Source organism: Lysobacter sp. 22409 (assembly GCF_052045105.1).
GTDB classification, from domain to species: domain Bacteria; phylum Pseudomonadota; class Gammaproteobacteria; order Xanthomonadales; family Xanthomonadaceae; genus Lysobacter; species Lysobacter antibioticus_B.
On the sequence record NZ_JBQEOE010000021.1, the window covers coordinates 35,102 to 52,135 of the forward strand.

The 17,034-nt window shown below is 67.5% G+C and carries 14 protein-coding genes; 10 read left to right on the forward strand and 4 right to left on the reverse strand.

The window, feature by feature from the left end; translation table 11 throughout:
- Positions 1-57: 57 nt before the first annotated feature.
- Positions 58-336, reverse strand: coding sequence for a hypothetical protein (locus ACTJJK_RS12430; RefSeq protein WP_152566013.1), 279 nt, complete (start codon positions 334-336; stop codon positions 58-60).
- 132 nt (positions 337-468) lie between these two features.
- Between ACTJJK_RS12430 and ACTJJK_RS12435 the strand changes: the two genes are divergently transcribed.
- The gene (locus tag ACTJJK_RS12435) at positions 469-759 is read left to right on the forward strand and encodes a hypothetical protein (RefSeq protein ID WP_440730347.1); all 291 of its coding nucleotides are present in this window, start codon (positions 469-471) and stop codon (positions 757-759) included.
- A gap of 256 nt (positions 760-1,015) precedes the next feature.
- Here ACTJJK_RS12435 and ACTJJK_RS12440 read toward each other — a convergent pair whose 3' ends face one another.
- Positions 1,016-1,921, reverse strand: a complete 906-nt coding sequence (locus ACTJJK_RS12440; protein ID WP_440730348.1) for a PhzF family phenazine biosynthesis isomerase — start codon at positions 1,919-1,921, stop codon at positions 1,016-1,018.
- A 154-nt stretch (positions 1,922-2,075) separates the two neighbouring features.
- On the reverse strand, positions 2,076-3,662 hold the full coding sequence (locus ACTJJK_RS12445) for an alkaline phosphatase D family protein (protein WP_440730349.1): 1,587 nt from the start codon (positions 3,660-3,662) through the stop codon (positions 2,076-2,078).
- A 326-nt stretch (positions 3,663-3,988) separates the two neighbouring features.
- Between ACTJJK_RS12445 and ACTJJK_RS12450 the strand changes: the two genes are divergently transcribed.
- From ACTJJK_RS12450 to ACTJJK_RS12490, 9 genes are all read left to right on the forward strand, one after another.
- Positions 3,989-5,434: an undecaprenyl-phosphate glucose phosphotransferase gene (locus tag ACTJJK_RS12450; protein WP_223621831.1), complete on the forward strand. Its 1,446-nt coding sequence runs from the start codon at positions 3,989-3,991 to the stop codon at positions 5,432-5,434.
- Positions 5,435-5,585: 151 nt separating this feature from the next.
- Positions 5,586-6,527 (forward strand): polysaccharide biosynthesis/export family protein, encoded by a 942-nt coding sequence (locus ACTJJK_RS12455; RefSeq protein WP_440730350.1) that lies wholly within the window; start codon positions 5,586-5,588, stop codon positions 6,525-6,527.
- The gene (locus ACTJJK_RS12460; RefSeq protein ID WP_440730351.1) at positions 6,528-8,027 is read left to right on the forward strand and encodes a GumC family protein; all 1,500 of its coding nucleotides are present in this window, start codon (positions 6,528-6,530) and stop codon (positions 8,025-8,027) included.
- 74 nt (positions 8,028-8,101) lie between these two features.
- On the forward strand, positions 8,102-9,217 hold the full coding sequence (locus ACTJJK_RS12465) for a glycoside hydrolase family 5 protein (protein WP_440730352.1): 1,116 nt from the start codon (positions 8,102-8,104) through the stop codon (positions 9,215-9,217).
- Positions 9,214-10,545 carry a VpsF family polysaccharide biosynthesis protein gene (locus tag ACTJJK_RS12470; RefSeq protein ID WP_440730353.1) on the forward strand — a complete coding sequence of 444 codons (1,332 nt, stop codon included), beginning with the start codon at positions 9,214-9,216 and terminating at the stop codon, positions 10,543-10,545. The genes ACTJJK_RS12465 and ACTJJK_RS12470 overlap by 4 nt, the downstream gene beginning before the upstream one ends.
- Entirely contained in the window at positions 10,542-11,684 is a 1,143-nt protein-coding gene (locus tag ACTJJK_RS12475) for a glycosyltransferase (protein WP_440730354.1), read from the forward strand. Before ACTJJK_RS12470 ends, ACTJJK_RS12475 begins: the two co-directional genes overlap by 4 nt.
- On the forward strand, positions 11,681-13,126 hold the full coding sequence (locus tag ACTJJK_RS12480; protein ID WP_440730355.1) for a WecB/TagA/CpsF family glycosyltransferase: 1,446 nt from the start codon (positions 11,681-11,683) through the stop codon (positions 13,124-13,126). The genes ACTJJK_RS12475 and ACTJJK_RS12480 overlap by 4 nt, the downstream gene beginning before the upstream one ends.
- On the forward strand, positions 13,113-14,747 hold the full coding sequence (locus ACTJJK_RS12485) for a glucosamine inositolphosphorylceramide transferase family protein (protein ID WP_440730356.1): 1,635 nt from the start codon (positions 13,113-13,115) through the stop codon (positions 14,745-14,747). Before ACTJJK_RS12480 ends, ACTJJK_RS12485 begins: the two co-directional genes overlap by 14 nt.
- Positions 14,744-15,889 (forward strand): glycosyltransferase, encoded by a 1,146-nt coding sequence (locus ACTJJK_RS12490; protein WP_440730357.1) that lies wholly within the window; start codon positions 14,744-14,746, stop codon positions 15,887-15,889. The genes ACTJJK_RS12485 and ACTJJK_RS12490 overlap by 4 nt, the downstream gene beginning before the upstream one ends.
- Here the strand turns inward: ACTJJK_RS12490 and ACTJJK_RS12495 are convergent.
- Complete coding sequence (locus ACTJJK_RS12495) at positions 15,886-17,013, reverse strand: GNAT family N-acetyltransferase (protein WP_440730358.1); 1,128 nt, start codon at positions 17,011-17,013, stop codon at positions 15,886-15,888. The genes ACTJJK_RS12490 and ACTJJK_RS12495 overlap by 4 nt on opposite strands.
- Positions 17,014-17,034 lie beyond the last annotated feature (21 nt).

Genomic DNA, 17,034 nt, shown 5'->3' on the forward strand with positions numbered 1-17,034 from the left:
ATTCGATGCGAATCGACGCTGCCGCCGCGCTATGGCCTGCCGATCATTCCGGACAGATCATTCCGGACAGATCATCCCGGACAAGGTTCGGGCACGGTGCCGTTCGACCGGGCCGAGCGCATGGGCGCCTGCGGTGGAAGGATCCGAATCGATGGGATCGTGGGTAGGACCGATCCCGCGGCGATAGCGCTGGGGTTTTTCAATCGACTTGCTCCGTGTCACGAATAATATCGTCGCGCATTCCATGCGGCGGAGTGCGGACGGATCGGAATGGAACGGCTCGCTGTTGTTGTTTTTAGTGCGCGAGGCGTTGTTCGACGAAACCTTGGATTGCATCTTGCCCAGACAGTGTTACGTCCTGTTGTCAGGGCGGTCAACGACTCAGCGAGTTTGTCGATCGAAGTAGCGATGCATATCGCATTATCGTTCGTGCATGGTCACAGAATCCGGATCGTGATTGCCGTGTGAATGCCTTTCGACGGCTTTATCGAGTATGCGGAAATTGCTTTTTTATCGGGGAAATTCGCCGATTATCGATCCGTGACCGACGTCGGCAATAAGGACGTGGAGAATCGCGAAGCGCGATCGTCGGAAAGCGACGGCCTTCACGCGCTGCGTCTCAGTTTCCGATTGCAAGTGCACGCCGAGTCGTTTCGATGGCGGCAGCGCCAATTCGGATCAGTCGATTTCGGATCGCTCGATATGTCGAAACCATCCCGGTCTGCGGCGTCGGCTATGGAGGTCCTGCGCGACCATTGATTGGCGGGGCATCGATCCGCTCGCCGATGAAAGCTGAGGCGATCTGCTCCACCGGCGACTTTATGGCGACAAGAGAAAATCCCCCCAGCCCTCCTTTTCCAAAGGGGGGTAATTCGGCGAGAGGGGCGATATCCGGTCTGGTCCAAGCTGCATGACTGCTCCCCCCTTTGAAAAGGAGGGCTGGGGGGATTTGCTTTGCCGGGTTCTTTCGTCGCCGGCTATGGCGGAGCAACCCGAAAGACGCTATCGACGCGCCTCAGAACGTGCGCGGCAAGGTCGCCCAGAAGCAGGTCACCGCATCGCCCTCGATACGCACGCCGCTCGGCTCGCCGCGTTCGACCCGGACGGTTACGTCCATCTGGCCGCCGCGGCCGTTGCCGGCTTGTTGGCGTGCGCGGAACCGGGCGACGCCGTCGCGGGCTTCGAGCAAACCGTGCTTGACCAGATAGGCGCCGAGCGGGCCGTTGGCATTGCCGGTGACCGGGTCTTCGGCGATGCCGATCGCCGGCGCGAACATGCGGCCATGAGTCAGGGCATCGTCTTCACTGTCCAAACTGAAGACGAAAAAACCCTTGGCGCCGACCTTGGGGCCGAGCGCGATCAACTGCGCGGCGTCCGGTACCAGCGCCTGCAATTGCCGGCGCTCGCGCAGGCCGATCAGCAACTTGCCGTGGCCGGTGGAGACGAACTGCACCGGGCAACGCGGGTCGAGGGCGCGGGCGTCGACGCCGAGGGCCGCCGCGACTTCGGCGGCGAGCGTGCGCGACAGTTTCGGCTCGAAGCTCGGCCGGTTCTGTTCGATGGCGATGCGAAAGCCGTCGTCGCTGCGCAGGGTCTCGATGACCTGGATGCCGGCGCCGGTCAGTTGCCGACAGGGCTTCGCCGGCAGGCCGCGTTCGAGAGCGAGGACGAAGTGGGCGGCGACGGTGGCATGGCCGCAGACCGGCACTTCGGTGGTCGGCGTGAAGAAACGCACGCGCAGGTCGTGGTCGGCGGCTTCGGCCGGCAGGATGAAGGCGGTCTCGGAGTTGTTGAGTTCGCGCGCGATCAACTGCATGTGTTCGTCGCTGAGCCCTTCGGCGTTGGCGACCACGCCGGCCGGGTTACCTTGGTAGCGCTGCCGGGTGAAGGCGTCGATCTGGTACACACGCAAGTCGGTCATGGCGGGCTCGGCTCCGGAAGCTGGCCAAGCATCCTAAGCGCAGCCTTCCTCCGCCGCCACGGCGGCCGGCGCATCGCTGCGTTCCAACCCGCGGCCGCCGCATCCGGGCGCGCGCTCGCGCGTGCGAGCGGCGCCTAAGCCGTGCGGGCGCCGGTCACTGCGCCTGCAGGCGCTTGCTGAACACGCTGACGCCGTCGAGCCCGCGCAGGTCCACGGTCAATGCCGAGCTATCGGCATCGATGTTCACTTCGCCGAAGAACTGGTAGCCGGCGAAAGGCGAGGCGTTCGCCTTAGGGGCGGCGCGCTGGAACACTACCTGCGGGCCGAACGTGCCGTCCAATCCATTGGGGCCGAACGAGCCGGCATTGAGCGGCCCGGCGACGAACTCCCAGAACGGCGAAAAGTCCTGGAACGCGGCGCGACCCGGGTCGTAGTAGTGCGCGGCGCAGTAGTGGACGTCGGCGGTCAGCCAGACCACGTTGCGCACCTCGCGGATGGCGCGCAGCAGTTCGGCGAATTCGAGTTCGCGTCCGCGCGGCAGGCCGTCGTCGCCGTTGGCCACGGCTTCCCAGCGCGCACGTCCCTGCGCGTCGACGCCGTCGGGCACCAGCAAGCCCAGCGGCATGTCGGCGGCGACGATCTTCCAGGTCGCGCGCGATTGGCGCAGGCCCTGGGCGAGCTCGCGCAACTGGCGCCGGCCGAGGAAGGCGGTGTCGGCGTCCGGCCCGGGCTGCAGGTTGGCGGTGTTGGGCCCGCGATAGCTGCGCATGTCGAGCATGAACACGTCGAGCTGCGGGCCGTAACGGACCACGCGGTCGATACGCGTGCGTTCGCTGCCGCAGTCCAGGCGCAGCGGCGAATACTCCAGGAAGGCCTGGCGGGCGCGGCGCGCCAGCACCGCGACGTCCTTGACCGTGTAGCGGGCGTCGGCGCTAAGGTCCTTCGACGCCGACCAGTTGTTGACGACTTCGTGGTCGTCCCACTGCCACAGCTGCGGCACCTGCGCGGCGAAGCGGCGCAGGTTGTCGTCGTGCAGGTTGTAGCGATAGCGGCCGCGGTATTCGTCGAGCGTCTCGGCGACCTTGTGCACGCCTTCGGCGACCAGGTTGCGCCACACGCGGCCGTCCTCGGCCGCGACTTCGGCCTGGATCGGGCCGTCGGCATAGACCGTGTCGCCCGAGTTCAGGAAGAACTCGGGGTCGCGCAAGCGCATCGCTTCGAAGATGCGCATGCCGCCGAATTCGCGGTTGATACCCCAGCCCTGGCCGGCGACGTCGCCGCCCCAGACGAAGCGGATCGGGCGCGCATCGGCGCGTCCTTGCGGCGCGCTGCGCAGCCGGCCTTCGGTCCAGGCGCTGCGTATGCCGCTGCGTGCGTCCTCGAAGGCGACCCGCACGAAGCGTTGCGCGGGCCCGTGGGTCAAGGGCAGGTCGAGGCGGGCGGTGTAGTCGGAGGCGGCGCTCGCGAGCGGGCCGCGCAACGAACGGGCGCGACGGAAAGCTTCGTTGTCGGCGACTTCCACCCACATGCGCGAGGCGCGGTCGCTGCGCGCCCAGACCGTCGCTTGGCGTGTGCCGACGTCGCCGAACTGGATGCCGTAGTCGAGGCGCGGACGCGCCGACTCGGCGGTGAGGATGGCCGGCGCGGCGCCGGCGGGCAGGGCCCAACTGGCGGCGGCGAGCCCGAGGGCGTTGCCGGAACGGACGAGGAAACGACGACGATGCGGATCGTTGGCGTGCATGGCGCTGGCTCGGCACGAGGTGGCGAAACCCTAACGTCCGCATATGGCAGGCGTGTGGCTAAGCACATCCGCATCGCGATGCGCTCGGCGACGACGCGAACGCTCGCGGCGAGTTCAGCGTATTCATTGGCGAGGCCGCGCCGTATCGGGTGCGTGCTGCATCGATCAATGTATTTCGAAGCACATTATAACGTGACGAATCTCGGCAATTTCTTCGCGATCTCGTCACACATTGGCCCCACAGAATCCGAGCCTGGAGCACATTGGCAGGGACGTCGACCGCCGTATGCCCCTGTTCCCGTCTGCAGTGGGCATTGCGATTCAAGATGCGACTTCCGTTTTCCAACGCCATATTCGCCTTCGCCAAGCCGACGGCGATCCGCTACACGGTAGCGATGGCGCGGCTGATCCATTTCGTCGTCGCCGCGGCGCCCAGCGTGCTGGTGGTGGCCTTGCTGCAGGTCGATCAGGCGGTCGCGGTGCGCAGTTATCTGGCGATGTCGATGCTCTCCGGGCTGTTGTGCCTGCTGGTGTTCAACAGCTTCGACATGTATGGCCGCGACATGTTCAGCAACCTGTTGCTGATCCGCCGCACCTTCATCGCCTGGAGCGCTTCGTTCGGCCTGATGGTGCTGCTGCACCTGCTGTTCCGCTTCATCGCCGCGGTGCCGCTGGAGCTGCTGTCGCTGTGGTACGGGCTCAGCCTGGCCGGCTTCGTGTTGAGCCGGATGGCGATGCTGGCGTTCTTCCAGCGGCGCATTCGCCAGGGCCATTTCATCCAGCGCTCGGTGATCCTGGGCATGACCGACAACGCCATGCGTCTGGCCGATCATGTCCATCACCGCCCGGACGTGGTCTCGGGCCTGATCGGCTACATCGACGATCGCGCCGTGCATCGCCTGCGCGAAGCGCCGCCGCCGTCGCTGCCGCACCTGGGCGGCCTGGATGCGCTGGAAGGCCTGGTCCGGGACGGCCGCGTCGACCAGATCCTGGTGGCCTTGCCGGCCGGTGCGCAGGGCCGCAACGAGGCCCTGGCCCAGCGTCTGCGCCGCTTGTCGGTGCAGGTGCTGCTGATCCCCGACATGAGCACCTTCCGCTTCGCCCATCGCAGCATGGTGCCGGTCGGCGGGGTGCCGATGTTCGTCGTCGCCGAGCCGCCGCTGCAGGGTTGGTCGCCGGTCTATAAGCGGTGCGAAGACCTGATCCTGTCCTCGCTGGCGTTGCTCGCCTTGTCGCCCTTGCTGCTGTTGGTCGCGGTCGCGGTCAAGCTCGATTCGCCTGGGCCGGTGCTGTTCCGACAGAAGCGCTACGGCTACAACCAGCGCCTGATCGAGGTCTACAAGTTCCGTTCGATGCATCACCACCTGCGCGACGCGCACGCCGAGCGCCAGACCGGTCGCGACGATCCGCGCGTGACCCGGGTCGGCCGTTTCATCCGTAAGACCAGCCTCGACGAACTGCCGCAGCTGTTCAACGTGCTCGGCGGCAGCATGTCCCTGGTCGGGCCGCGCCCGCACGCCACCGCGACCAAGGCGGCGAACGTGCTGTTCGAGGACGCGGTGGAGGAGTACGTCGCTCGCCATCGGGTCAAGCCCGGCATCACCGGTCTGGCCCAGATCAACGGCTATCGCGGCGAAACCGACACCCTCGAAAAGATCCAGAAGCGCGTCGAGTACGACCTGGAATACATCGAGAACTGGTCTCTGTGGCTGGACCTGTCGATCCTGCTGCGCACCGTGCCGGCGGTGCTCTCGGCCGAAGCGGCTTATTGAAACCCTGCACCGAAGATCGGGCATCGAACGGTTGCTCGTTCAGCAGCCTGATCGGCGATCGAGCATCGCGCCAGACGGTCTTCGCCCGATCTCGACACGGGGATGCTAAGGTCCGCATATTCGTGATGTACGTCACATAATGCATTCAGCGATGAAGTTCCGCATCGCGACGGATGGTGGCATATATCAGTTATTAATCAGTGTATTACTGGACGTTCGCAATGTATGTTGTCAGGTCAGGATTGAAGGCATGAGCAAACGCTTCCGGAAGACCGGCCGACCAGCGCCGATCGAACACGGAAACAGGGCAGGGATGCAGGCCGTCGCGGCGTATGCAGATGTGCTTCGTTACACACTATCGCGACCGGTGTCTGGGTTTCATCGGGTGTGTCTTGCGTTGTTGTTGCTCATCCTGCCGCTGTCCGCGGCGGCGCAAATCGCCGAGCACGCCGCGCCCGGCACCGTGTCCACGCCAGGTGCCGCATCGAACTCGACCGCCTACCGCATCGCGCCGGGCGACGAACTCGCGCTCAAGTTCTTCTATGTGCCCGAGCTCAACGAGAACGTGACGGTGCGGCCCGACGGCCGCATCCACCTGCAACTGGTCGGCGAAGTGCCGGCCGCCGATCTCACCCCGGCCGAACTCGCCGTGGCGCTCAAACGGGCCTATGCCGGCAGCCTGCGCCAGCCGGAGGTATCGGTGGAAGTGGAGAAGGGCTTCGCCCGCCAGCAGGTCTTCGTCGGCGGCGAAGTCGGGCGTCCCGGTGCACAGCCGCTGTTGCCGTCGCTGACGGTGATGCGGGCCTTGATCGTCGCCCAGGGCCTGCGCGACACCGCCGCAGCGAACCGCGTGGTGATCCTGCGCCGCGGCGACGACGGCCGCGCCCAAGTGATCCGGGTCGATGTCGCCTCGCAGTCCCGCCAAGGCGCCGACGCCGCCAACGACCCGCTGCTGCAGCCCTTCGACGTGGTGTTGGCGGTGCCCTCGCACGTGTCGCGCCTGAACAAGTGGATCGACCAGTACATCCGCCGGAACCTGCCGGTGAACGTCGGCTTCTCCTACGACCTCAACGACAATCGCTCGGGCTACTGAATGGACAGCGCATCGCAGGACGCCTTCACAGTCGCATCCCGTTCGCGGCCTTCCTCGGCGTTTTCGCTGCGCGAGTTGCTCGGCACCGCCTTCAGAGACCGGCGCCGGATCGGGCTCGCGTTCGCGATCAGCTTCGCCCTGGTGCTGATCGCCTCCTTGCTGCCGACCACGCGTTACGTCTCCGATGCCAGCCTCCTGGTCCGGCTCGGGCATGAATACGTCTACGTCGCCGACACCTCCGAAGGCAACGGCAGCGGCGGCGCCACGCCGCTGATGTTCGACCGCAGCGAAGCGCTGAGCGCCGAGAACGAAATCCTGGCCAGCCGCGATCTGATCCGCGAAGTGGTCGTGCGGATCGGGATGGGACGCTTGTATCCCTCGATCGCCCAGCAGAAAGACGACGCGCGCCGGCCGAAGCTCGACCAGGCAGTCGAACTGTTCCGCGAGAACCTCGACGCGCAATTGCTCAAGGGCGCGACGGTGATCCAGTTGCGCTTCACCCATCCCGACCCGGCCATCGCCCAGTCGGCGCTGCGTACCCTGGTCGCGACCTATCTCGACCGCCGCCGCGCGATCTTCTCCGACGACCAGGTGCGTTTCCTCGAAGGCCAGGTCGCCGGGGTCGAGCTGCGCTTGAAAGATGCGGAGAAGCGCCTGGCCGAGTTCAAGCAGGCGCACGGCATCGTCAATTACGAGCAGCAGCTCGGCCTGATGGTGCAGCAGGGCAACGACCTGGAAACCCGCCTCAACGAGACCAGCCAGCAGGCCGGCACCGCCAATGCGCGCGCCAAGACCCTCAAGCAGATCGCCAGCAAGACCCCGGCCAACCTGGTCCAGTTCAGCGAAACCCTCGGCGACCCGCAGATCCCGCGCCAGTTGCTCGACCTGCAGTTGAAAGAGCAGGGGCTGAGTTCGCGCTATCTCGACGACAATCCGCTGGTGGTGAATGCGCGCAAGGACGTGTCCAAGGCCGAGTCCTTCATCCAACAGCAGCGCCGCACGCCGCCGACCACGGTGCGCACCGGGCGCAACCCGGTGCGCGAAGCCGCCGAGCTGGATCTGCTGCGCGCGACCTCGGACGAGTCCGCGCTCGCCGGCAGCCGCAAAGCCTTGCAGGAACGCCTGGACCAGCTCAAACGCCGCGCCGCCGAACTGACCCGCCAGCAATCCGAATTCGCCGGCCTCGCCCGCGAGCAGAAACTGCTCGAAGACAGCTACGCCAACTACGCGCGCAAGCTCGAAAGCGCGCGCATCGCCGAGGCGCGCGACCGGAAACAGCGCACCAGCGTCAGCGTGTTGCAGGCCGCGAGCTGGCCGCTCAAACCCAAGAGCGTGCGCTTGCCGATCCTGGCGATCGGCTTCTTTCTCAGCCTCGGCGTGGCCCTGATCGTCGCCTTCCTGTCGGAAGCGCTGCGTTCGAGTTTTTTATCGCCGGAGAAGCTGGAACGCAGCTTCGGCCTGCCGGTGCTGGCGACCGTGCCCATGGTGGAACGCGGATGAGCGCGGCGAGCGCGCCGACGCGGCATCGACACCGCCATACGGCCCCGGGACGGGCGTTCCGTCTCGCATGTCTGATGGTCGGGCTGATGATCGCCACGGCGACGAATGCTCAGTCGCTGCAACGCGGCGTCAACCTGAGCCGTTGGCTCGAAGCCAGCGGCGGGCCGCCGGTGACGGCGCAGGAGCTGCGCAAGCTGCACGAGGCCGGCTTCGACCACGTGCGCCTGCCGGTCGATCCGGTCGCGCTGGGTTGGGCGCCGCAGCGCGGGCACCAGCTGAGCGGACTGGCGCGCTTGCGCAGCGCGGTCGACGCGGCGCTGGAGGCGAGGCTCGACGTGATCGTCGACCTGCATCCTAACGAGCAGACCAAGCAGGCGATCGAAGCCGAGTCGCAGTGGTCGGACGGCTATATCGCGATGTGGCGAACCTTGGCCGGCGAGTTCGAGCGCACGCCGACCAAGCGGGTCGTCTTCGAGCTCTTCAACGAACCGGGCTATTACGGTATCGCCGGCGGCTATCTGTGGAGCCATTATCAGCAGCGCCTGGTCGGCGCGGTGCGCGAGGTGCTGCCGGCGCATGCGCTGATCGTCAGCGGCCGCAAGGGCGGCAGCCTGGAAGGGCTGGTCGAACTCGATCCGCTCGACGATCCGAACCTGATCTACAGCTTCCATTACTACCTGCCTTACATCTTCACCCACCAGGGCGCGAGCTGGATGCAAGGCGACCGTTGGACCACCGCCGGGCACTGGCGCGGCGTGCGCTATCCGGCGCTGCAGGCGCGGCTCAAGCTGCCGCGCAGCGACGGCAAGGTCGCGGCCGAACGCGCCACCGACGAGCTCGCCGAGTATTTCCAGAGCGGTTGGAACCGCCAGCGCATCGCCGCGCAATGGCGGCCGCTGACGGCCTGGGCACGCGAGCACGGCGTGCGCGTGCATTGCGGCGAGTTCGGAGTGATCCGCGACGGCGTCGACCCGGCTTCGCGCTATGCCTGGATCGGCGACGTGCGCGCCCTCGCCGAGACCAACGGCTGGGGCTGGTCGCTGTGGAATTATGCCGACGATTTCGGCATCGCCAGCGGCAGCAATACCGAAGGCCGCGAACGCGGCGAGCTAGAGGCGCCGGCGTTGCGTGCACTGGGACTGAGCAGGCTGGAGCAGGGCCGGTTGAAGCAGGGCCGGCGCGCACGATGAAGGCGTACGACGGCCAAGGAAGCGCCTTCGACCGCGCCAGCCGCGTGTTCCTGGTCCTGAGCCTGCTGGCCTACCTGTGCCTGTCGCCGGCCTTGTTGACGGTGCTGGGCATTCCTTACGACGCGCCCTACGGCAGCTTCGTGTTCAAGCTGCATCCAGGCAGCTATCTGCTGACGATCGCGCTGGCCTTGTCGCTGGCTGGGCAGGGCAATCCGCTCGTCGCCTTGCTGCGCCGCCTGGCCGCGCAGCCTCTGCTGGGCCTGTACCTGCTTGCGATGCTGTCGGGCTTCGTCTATTCGCTGCTGCGTTACGGTGCCTCCGGCTCGGCCTTCTTCATCGATACCTTGATGATGCCGGCGGCGATCGCCCTGATCCTGCTGCGCCTGGACGCCGCGCAACTGCGCGGCCTGTTCGGTCTGATCCTGATCGTGGTGACCGCCAATGCTGCGCTCGGTCTGGTCGAAGCCGTCGTGCAACATCACCTGGTGCCGTATACGGTCGCCGGCGGCGTGCCGGTCATCGAGGACAAGTTCCGCGCCACCGCGCTGCTGGGCCATCCGCTCGAGAACGCGTTGATCACCAGCATCGTCCTGTTGGCCTCGCTCGACCGGCCGATGTCGCCGCTGTGGCGCGCCTCGCTGGTTGCGTTCCTGATGCTGGCCTTGCTCGCCTTCGGCGGACGCACCAGTTTCGTGCTGACCACGCTGGCCTTGCTGGCTTATACCGCTTGGGGTGCGTTGCACGGGCTGCGTGCCGGGCGCTATGGCTATCTGCACATCGTCGGCGCGTCGATCGCGGTGCTGTTGGCCTTGCCGATGGCGATGGCCCTGGTCTGGCGCAGCGGGTTGGGTGCACGCATCTTCGAGGGGCTGTACCTGGACGACAGCGCCACGGTGCGTCTGCGCATCTTCAGCGTCTTCGATCATCTCGACCGCTTCGATGTCTTGTTCGGCATCTCGCCAGCGCAGATCCACGCGGTCTCGGCGCGGGTCGGTCTCAGCGCCAACCTGGAGGCGATCGAGAATTTCTGGCTGTTCATGCTGCTGCAACTGGGCGTGTTCGGTTTCGCCGTGTTCGCGCTCGGCCTGCTCTGCGCGCTCTGGCTGCTGTGGCGACGCGCCGGCAGCGGGGGCCGCTGGACCTTGCTGGTGTTTCTCGTCACCGCCTCGACCACCAACTCGTTGGCCTCCAAGACCAGCGCCCTGACCTTGTTGTTCGCGGTGCTGTGCGGCGTCGCCGGTTATCGCGCGCTCGGCGCACACGCTGCCGCAGCCGAACGCCGCATCGCGCCGCGGCAAGCATTCTCACGTATCGGAGCCCGCGCATGAGCGGCATCATCAACGCAACGCCGCGCCCGGGCCGGGCCTTGTACTTGATCAATGGCGAGCATTACGCCGGCGCCGAACGCGTGCAGGATCTGCTCGCCCAGCAATTGCCCAGGTTCGGCTGGCAGGTCGATTTCGCCTGCCTAAAGGCCGGCGCCTTCGAACGGGTGCGCGAATCGAGCGGCAGCGCGTTGACGACCGTGCCGATGCGTTCGCGCCTGGATTTCAAGCCGGCCCGCGAGGTGGCGCGGCTGTTGCGCGAGGGCGGCTACGACCTGCTGCATACGCATACCGCGCGCTCGGCGCTGATCGGCCGTTTCGCCGCCCACCGCGCCGCCAAGCCGATGGTGCACCACGTCCACAGCCGCACCGACCGCGACACCGAGAGCGCCGTGCGCAACCGCATCAACAGCGCGATCCAGCACTTCAGCCTGCGGCGCGCCGACCGTTTGATCGCGGTCTCCGACAGCACCCGCGACTATTTGCGCCGGATCGGTTACGAGGACGGTCTGATTCGCACCGTCGCCAACGGCGTGCCGGCGGTCGCCGAGGCGCGCGAGTGGCGGCCGCCGGAATCGCAATGGGTACTCGGCATGGTCGCCTTGTTCCGCCCGCGCAAGGGCATCGAGGTCTTGATCGAGGCCTTGGCGAGTTTGCGCGCCGCCGGCCGGCCGGTGAGCTTGCGCGCGGTCGGCGGTTTCGAGAGCGAGGCCTACCGGCAGCAGGTGCTGGCGTACGCCAAGGCCCAGGGCGTGGCCGAGCACATCGTCTGGACCGGTTTTACCCGCGACATCGGCGCCGAGCTGGCGCGGATCGATCTGTTCGCCTTGCCGAGCCTGTACGGCGAAGGCCTGCCGATGGTCTTGATCGAAGCGCTCGCGGTCGGGCTGCCGGTGGTCGCCACCGACAACGAAGGCATTCCGGAAGTGTTGGGCAACGGCCGCGCCGGCCTGTTGGTGCAGCCAGGCGATGCCGGCGCTTTCGCCTACGCCGTGGCCACCTTGATCGAGCAACCGCGGCGCGCCCAGGCGATGGCGCGGGTTGGTCTGCAACGCCAGCGCGAACGCTACTCCGACCTGGCGATGGCCCGCGAGGTCGCCGCGGTCTATGAAGAATTACGCGCGGAAGGCGCCTTCGCATGACAGACAAACACGACTCCGTCGCGGCGATGCCGCGCATCCGGGCATTGCTCGATCGTCTCGACATCGTCGCCGACTCGCGCCGGCAGCGGCGCTTGATCGACGAACTGCGCCGGCCCAAGCGCACCGCCGTGGTGTCGTTCCTCAACCAGCACGCCTTCAATCTGGCCTGGACCGATCCGGCCTTTTGCGAGGATTTGCTGCGCAGCGAGCTGTTGCTGCGCGACGGGGTCGGCATGGCCGCTTGCCTGCGCCTGCTCGCGCGCGCACCGGGCTTGAACATGAACGGCACCGACCTGATTCCGCAACTGGTCGCGGCCTTTGCCGGCCGACGCGTCGCGGTGGCGGGCACCGACCAGCCGTATCTGGAACGCGCCGTGCAGCGACTGCGCGAGCAGGGCCTGGACGTGGTCTGCTCGATCGACGGCTTCGGCGGCGAGGACCGTTGCGTGGCGACCATCGCCGCCGCGCGTCCGGACCTGGTGATTCTCGGCATGGGCATGCCGCGCCAGGAACGCATCGCCGCGCGCCTGGCCGGCGAACTCGAACAGCCGGCGCTGATCGTCAATGGCGGCGCAATCCTCGATTTCATGGCCGGACGTTTCCCTCGCGCACCGCGATGGCTGCGGCGCATCGGCCTGGAATGGCTGTACCGATTGCTCAAGGAGCCGCGCCGGTTATGGCGTCGCTACGTGCTCGGCGGCGGTCGGTTCCTGTGGCGGGTGCTGCGCCTGGCCTGCGACAGCGGCGACGAGCGCGAAACCTTGGGCGCGGCTGCGCTCGGCGTCGATACCGATGGAAATCCCAGGGAGTGCTCGTCCATGTCCGTCGATGCCGAGCCCTTGTTTGCGCAGCCCCAGCAACGCATGGCCGGCTTGGTGCAGCGCCTCGATGCGCAGATGGCGGGCGGCGGCCGGCGCATCGTGCAATTCATCGCCGCGCGCCCGGGCGAGGGCGTCAGCTCGCTGGCGCGGGCCTACGCCGAAGCCTCGGCACGCCTGCGCAAGCGCAAGGTCCTGCTGTTGTCCGACGACCTCGACCGCGAGCGCGCCTGGCCCTGCCTGGTCGAGGAAGCGCTGGATCGCGCCAGCGCTTCGATTACGGCCGCTTACGACGACGATGCGAACGGCGATGTCACCCATGCCCGGCTGTCCAGCGACGCCCGTGGTTATCAGGACAATTACGCGGCGATCGAAGACGCCTCGGTGTGGAGCGGTCTGTGCGAGCGCTTCGACGAGATCGTGGTCGACGCCAAGCCGGCGTTCGGCCTGGTCGCAGCGGCCCGCGCCAGCGGCGTGATCGTGGTGGTCGAAGCCGAGGTCACGCGCGCTTCGGCGATCCGCAAGCTGCTCGACGATCTCGCCGCGGTCAACGCCCAGGTGTTCGGCTCCATCCTCAACAAACATCGCTCTCATCTGCCACGCGCCTTGCATGATCGACTCTGAATCCAGGCCGGCGAGCGAGGCGGCGGGCCGTCCGGTCAATCGGCGCCCGGACCCGCTCGAAGCCGACTCCGCCCAGGCTGCGGCAAGGTTGCGGATCGCGGTGCTGCTGCCGGCGGATCGTCATCGCGCCTGGCAGAAGCTGGCGCGCGCCGCCCTCGGCAGCATTCCCGGCGTGCAGGTCGACGTGCGCCGTATCCGCGTGGCGGATTCTTATCGGCCCGATTGGAGCCGGCTCGAACGCGCGACCGCGATGCTCGCCGAGACGCCGGCACCATCGGCGGACCTGCAATCGCCCGGCGATTCGTGCTGGGACGCGGTGATCGACCTGGCCGGCATCGATTCGGCTGCGGGCGATCAATGGCAGGCCTGGCGCGTCGCCAGTCGGCATGGCGTGTGGCAGCCGCTGGATGCGCAGGGCATCCATCTCGCCGCGGCCTGGCCCTGTCACGCGGCGATCAGCGCCGGTCTCGGCGGGGAACTGTTGCTGGTGCGCGACGGCGCGAGCGTGCTCGATGCCGTACGCTTTTTCGCCGACCCGGACTATCCGCGTTCGTTCGAGCGCATCTATGGCGAAGTGGCGACCCTGCTGCGCGGCGCGGTGCAGGAACTGATCGTCGGCGCGGCACTGCCCACGACGGCGGCATTCGCACCGCAGCCTGGGCCGACGCCGTTGCGGCGAGCGGTGCGCGGCTTGCGCGGCAGGGCCTTGGCCTGGTGGCGCCGGCTGGTGGCGCGTTGGCTCAGCGAAAGCTGGATGATCGGAGTGATCGATGCGCCGATCCACGAGCTGATCCAGACGCCGCTGGCCTCGAAGATCCGCTGGCTCGGCCGACGCGGCTCGACCCACTACCGCGCCGATCCTTTCGGCATTCCCGGCGACCGCCACCGTCTGTATTGCGAGGTCTACGACTATCGCGACGGCCTCGGCCGAATCGAGGCGATCGAACTCGATCGCGGCGACCGCATCGTACAGGCCGGGCCGGCCCGGCTGCAGTTGCCGATGCACCTGTCCTATCCCTATCTGTTCGAGCACGACGGCGGCCTGTACGCGATCCCGGAAACCTCGGCGAGCCGCCGTTGCGAGCTGTACCGGATCGAGGCCGACGGCGAATGGCGGCCGGTGGCGGTGTTGCTGGACGGTGTCGCCGCCGCCGATGCCAGCTTGTTTCGGCACGAGGGCCTGTTCTGGCTGGCCTATACCGATCTCAGCCTGGGCGCCTTCGACAATCTGTGCCTGAGTTACGCCGAGGACCTGAGCGGGCCTTGGCATCCGCATGCGCTGCATCCGGTCAAGCTCGATCATTGCAGCTCGCGTCCGGCCGGCACGCCGTTCGTGCACGACGGCGCGCTGTATCGGCCGGCGCAGGACTGCAGCGCGGGCTACGGTGCGGCCATCGCGATCAACCGCATCGAGGTGTGTACGCCGCAGCGCTATCGCGAACAGGTGGTACGCCGTTGCCGTCCCGATCCGCGCGGGCCGAATCCGCATGGCTTGCACACGGTGTCGTCCTGGGGCGAACGCACCCTCGTCGACGGCAAACGTTACGTGTTCAATCTGCACGAGCTCGGCCGCAAGCTGCGCTGCCGCGGTTGGCGCTCGCCGGGCGGAGCCGGCGAATGAGCCCGCACGCTGCCGGCGCCTCGCGCATGCGCACCGCGCTGCTGTATCTGCCCCAGCTCAAGGTCGGCGGCGCCGAGATCTCGCTGCTGCGCCTGGCCCAGGGCCTGCGCACGCGCGGCATGGAGGTGGCCTTCGTCGTCCATCGCGGCGACACCGAGGCGAGGGCGCTGGCCGGCGATATCGAGCTGATCTCGCTCGACGCCGATCGCACCTTGTCGGCGGCGACCCGGCTGGCTCGGCTGTTGCGCCGGCGCCGTCCCGACGTCCTGGTATCCGCCCTGACTCATAGCAATATCGTCGCTGCGGTCGCGGCGCGATGGGCGGGCGGGGCGACCCGGGTCGTGCTTACCGAGCACGCGCCGGTGTCGTCGATGCGGCAGCTCGATCTTTCTGCGCGTTATCGCGCGACCCTGCGCCTGATGCCCTGGGCTTATCGCCTCGCCGACGCGGTGGTCGCGGTCTCGCGGGGCGTGCGCGACGACTTCGCGCCGCGCCTGGCCAAGGGCACGCGGGCTCGGCTGGAAGTCATTCCCAACCCGGTGTTGCGTCGCGACTGGAACTCGCTCGCCCATCAGGCGGTCGACGACCCCTGGTTCGGCGTCGATGCCGCCCCGCTGGTGCTGTCGGTCGGGCGCCTGAGCCCGGAGAAGAATTTCGCCGGCCTGATCCGCGCCTTCGCCGGCGTGCGCATGCCGATGCAGACACGCCTGGCGATCATCGGCGAAGGACCGGAGCGGTCGGCCTTGCAGGCCTTGATCGACGAACTCGGGCTGGGCCAGCGGGTGCGCCTGCTCGGCCAGCGCGCCAATCCCTATGCCTATATGCGGCAGGCGCGCGTGTTCGTGCTGGCTTCGTTGTTCGAAGGTTTCGGCAACGTACTGATCGAGGCGATGGCTTGCGGCACGCCGGTGATCAGCAGCGACTGCCCGGTCGGCCCGCGCGAGATTCTCGGCGACGGCCGCTATGGCGCCCTGGTCGCGGTCGGCGACGTTTCGGCGATGACCGCGGCCATCGAAAGCCGCTTGCAACGCCCGGGCGATCAGGCCGAAGCGACGCGGCGGGCCCTGGAGTTCACCGTCGAACGCAGCGTCGAGGAATACCTCGCCTTGTTCGCGCGGATCGCCCCGACCGGTTCGGCTTAAGACGCAGCCTTGCGCCCGGCGCGGGCGCGCGTCCAGGCATCGCGCGCTTGCGCCAGCCCGCGGTGCAGGCGCGGATGCGCGTGCGACCATTGCCTGAGGCGATGGCGAAGCCCGATCCACAGGGTATGCGGACGGCCCTTCCATGACAGCGGCACGGCCAGATCGAACAAGTCCAGTTGCTCGGGCATGAAGCCTTTCTTGTAGGCGTAGTCGCCGATGGTGAAATCGAAACGGCGCACGCCCTGCGCATGCAGGGCGGCCATGGTGCGTTCGATGATCAGGCGCCCGGGCGAGCAACTGCGCCATTCGCCGGCGGCGCTGCCGATGCGGATCATCGCGTACTCGCCGCCGCGACGCAGGCCGAGCAGGGCGGACACGACTTCGTCGCCGGCCATCAGCGCGGTCAGCACCACCTCGCCGCAAGCGAGGCCGTCGTCGACCAGCTTGCGGTAGAAATCGCGATAGCCGGGCTCATCGAGGATATAGGCCCAGCCCTTGCCGGAGATCGCGCTGCGTTGCTGTTGTTCCAATGCGTCCATGACCCGCTGCGCCTGGACGGCGTCGGACACTTGCTCGAAACGTGCCTCCGGGTGACGGGTGAACACCCGCCAGGAGCGTTCCAGTTCCTTGCGATGGGTTTTCTCGCGGCTGAAGCGCCAGGCGTCGAAGTCGTCGCCGACCGTGGCCGGGTTGCCGAACAAGGCCGATGCGCGCACGCCGGGCAGATGCAGCAACGGGTTGGCGCGCGCGCCGACCGTTTCGGGCATTTTCTCGATCGCCAGCAGATCGGCGTGCGGCAAGGCCTTGCGCAGGGCGGCGAACATCGCGCGGACTTGCGGCGCATCGTCGGGGCAAGCGGGCATCAGCAGCGGTGCGGCATAGTCGCTGACGCCGAGATCGGCGAGCCCGATCCGCTGCAGGCCGCCGCGATGTTCGGCGACCAGGGGCAGGGCCATCAGCACGCATCCGTCGCGGCGCCGCGCGATGCTCGCCAGCAAGGGCTTGCGCCCGGTCTGCGCACCGAGGGTGGCGTACCAGGCCGACAGCCAACGCTCGCTCTGGAACACGGTGGTCGAGGCGCCGTCGTCGATCCATTCGCGCCAGCGCTGTAGGGCGGTCGCCACATCGGTCTCGATCGTCGCGAC